At 59.1% G+C, this 2362-nt stretch carries 3 protein-coding genes; all 3 read right to left on the bottom strand.

The features are described 5' to 3' along the window. Positions 1–15: 15 nt before the first annotated feature. The gene (gene tnpC, locus ACCI49_RS24350) at positions 16–1548 is read right to left on the bottom strand and encodes an IS66 family transposase (RefSeq protein ID WP_371841848.1); all 1533 of its coding nucleotides are present in this window, start codon (positions 1546–1548) and stop codon (positions 16–18) included. Positions 1549–1634: 86 nt separating this feature from the next. Further along, a complete protein-coding gene (gene tnpB, locus ACCI49_RS24345) occupies positions 1635–1946 on the bottom strand; it encodes an IS66 family insertion sequence element accessory protein TnpB (protein ID WP_371841847.1) in 312 nt (103 codons plus the stop codon). 20 nt (positions 1947–1966) lie between these two features. Next, complete coding sequence (gene tnpA / locus ACCI49_RS24340; protein ID WP_371841846.1) at positions 1967–2296, bottom strand: IS66-like element accessory protein TnpA; 330 nt, start codon at positions 2294–2296, stop codon at positions 1967–1969. Between the last annotated feature and the right edge of the window lie 66 nt (positions 2297–2362).

Here is a 2362-nt window from a genome sequence, read left to right as displayed (position 1 = left end):
GTAAGCGTCCGGCCATCACACCTTGGCAGCAGGTGCCCAGTTATGTGGCAGCAGCTCGCCGATAGCACTGGCGCGATGTATCGGTAACCGCTGCATCACTTCTTTCAGATACGCATACGGATCATGACCATTCAGCTTGGCTGACTGGATCAGGCTCATGATTGCTGCCGCGCGCTGCCCACTGCGCAAACTGCCGGCGAACAGCCAGTTGCTGCGCCCCAGCGCCCACGGTCGGATCTGGTTTTCCACATGGTTGTTATCGATCGGCACCCCGCCATCGCCACAGTAGCGCGTTAACGCTTGCCAACGTTTCAGGCTGTAATCGATCGCTTTGGCGGTTGCCGATCCATTGAGCACCTTTTGCCGGTGCGTTATCAACCACTGGTAGAGACTGTCCAGTAACGGTTTTGATCGCTGCTCGCGGAGCTGCTTTCTCGCCGCCACGGTGAGCCCTTTGGCTTCCCGCTCAATATCGTAGAGCTGCTGGATGAGCTGCAGAGCCTGTTCAGCGATTTGGCTTTTGTTTGCGGCATGGAGGTCGTAGAACTTCCGGCGTGCATGGGCCATGCAACCGATCTCGGTGATGCCTTGTTTGAAGCCAGCCTTGTAGCCACTGTAGTCATCGCAGACCAGCTTGCCCTGCCAGCCTTCGAGGAAGGTGCGTGCATTGGCTCCAACGCGGGTTTCCGCGAAGTCGTAGACCACGGCCTTGATGGTCGCAGCAGAGGTGCTGCAGTAGGCCCAGATATAGGCGCGGTGAGTTTTCTTCTTACCCGGTGCCAACATGGGGACTGGGGTTTCATCGGCGTGGAGTACCGGGTGCTGCAGAAGCTCTTCGCGCAGAGCGTCTACCAACGGCTGCAGGGCAACACCACATCGGCCAACCCATTCCGCCAGGGTTGATCGGGAGATAGCGAGCCCGGCGCGGGTAAAGATTCTTTCCTGTCGGTAGAGTGGCAGGTGATCGGCATACTTGGCGATCAGCAGGTGTGCCAGCAGGCCACTGGTGGGGATGCCTTTGTCGATGATCTGTGGCGGGATCGGCGCTTGGGTGAGGCTTTCACAGCGTTTGCAGGCCCACTTGCCACGGACATGGCGCTCCACGGTGAAGGTGCCCGGGGTGTAATCGAGCTTTTCACTGATGTCTTCGCCGATGCGCTGGAGCTGACAACCACAGTCGCACTGGGTGTGCTCGGGCTCGTGTTCGATGATCTGGCGCGGTAGCTCTGGTGGCAGCGGCGAACGTTTGGGTTGACGCTTGGCCGGCTGAGGTGTGGACTCAGTGGCTCCGGCGAGTTCCATCTCTACGGCGGCGATATCCGCACCCACCAGCTCGTCCAGCAAGCTGGCCTGATGGGTGTTCAGTGCTTCACTGCTCTCCCCGAAGTGGTGCCGCTTGAGGATGGCCAGCTCGTGCTTGAGCTTGTCGTTCAGCAGTTGCTGATTATGAAGCCGCTTCTCTTTTTCCGCCGACTCAGCCAACAACTGTGCCGCAAGCTGGCGCAGTTGGTCGGCATCGAGGCTGTTGAGATCGGGCGGTGTTGTCATGGCCGGCATCCTGCCAGATTCCACCGCCGATGGTGATTACCAGATAGGACGTTTTGACGGTTGTGTTGGCCAGAGAAGAGGTTCTACTAAAGCAAAGCAATCCGGTGATCGTGACCGACCTGGTGCCAGGGCAGCCCGATCACCAGCGCCTGCAGCTCCTCCGCTGTCAGGGCCACCCGTTCGCCTTGCCAGGGCTTGCTCCAGACAAAGCTGCCCTGGTGGAGTCGGCGGGCAGCGAGCCACAGACCAAAGCCATCGTGTACCAGAACCTTCATGCGGTTACCGCGCTTGTTGGCAAACAGATAGGCACAGTGGGGCTTGGCCTCACCGAACACCTGAACGACACGCGCGAGCGCCGTATCCGGCCCGGCGCGCATGTCCAGAGGCTCGGTAGCCATCCAGATCTCCTCGACCTGGATCACGACTGCAGAGCTCGGAGCCAGGTGATAGCGCGGTCAATTTGGGCGAGAGGCCAGCGTACCTTAATACCGGAGAGCTCGAAGACCACGTCGACTGAGGTCCCTGAGTCAGACAGGGGGACGGGGAGAAAATTTTGCACCGTGGGCTTCCGTTTGCCCGCAGCCTCTCGGCGCCATTTGTGGATCAGGTTGGCGTTGATGCCATGCCGGAGTGCAACGCTGGCGACGGAAATACCAGGTTCTTGGCACTCGGTGAGAATCTTGGCCTTAAGCTCCGGAGAATGTCGGCGACGCTTAGCGGGTGTCTTAGCGGGGATAATTTCACTCATATTAGGTGTCCACTTGTTGATTGGTGGACACCTAAATTACAGCGTAGAACTTGGCTGAATAGATGG

Source organism: Microbulbifer epialgicus (genome assembly GCF_041447265.1).
Lineage (GTDB): Bacteria > Pseudomonadota > Gammaproteobacteria > Pseudomonadales > Cellvibrionaceae > Microbulbifer > Microbulbifer epialgicus.
This window is presented reverse-complemented; position numbering and strand designations above follow the sequence as displayed.

Coding starts and splice junctions, on each gene's coding strand:
- tnpC (WP_371841848.1), bottom strand. CDS start 1,548: ATGACAACACCGCCCGATCTCAACAGCCTCGATGCCGACCAACTGCGC.
- tnpA (WP_371841846.1), bottom strand. CDS start 2,296: ATGAGTGAAATTATCCCCGCTAAGACACCCGCTAAGCGTCGCCGACAT.
- tnpB (WP_371841847.1), bottom strand. CDS start 1,946: ATGGCTACCGAGCCTCTGGACATGCGCGCCGGGCCGGATACGGCGCTC.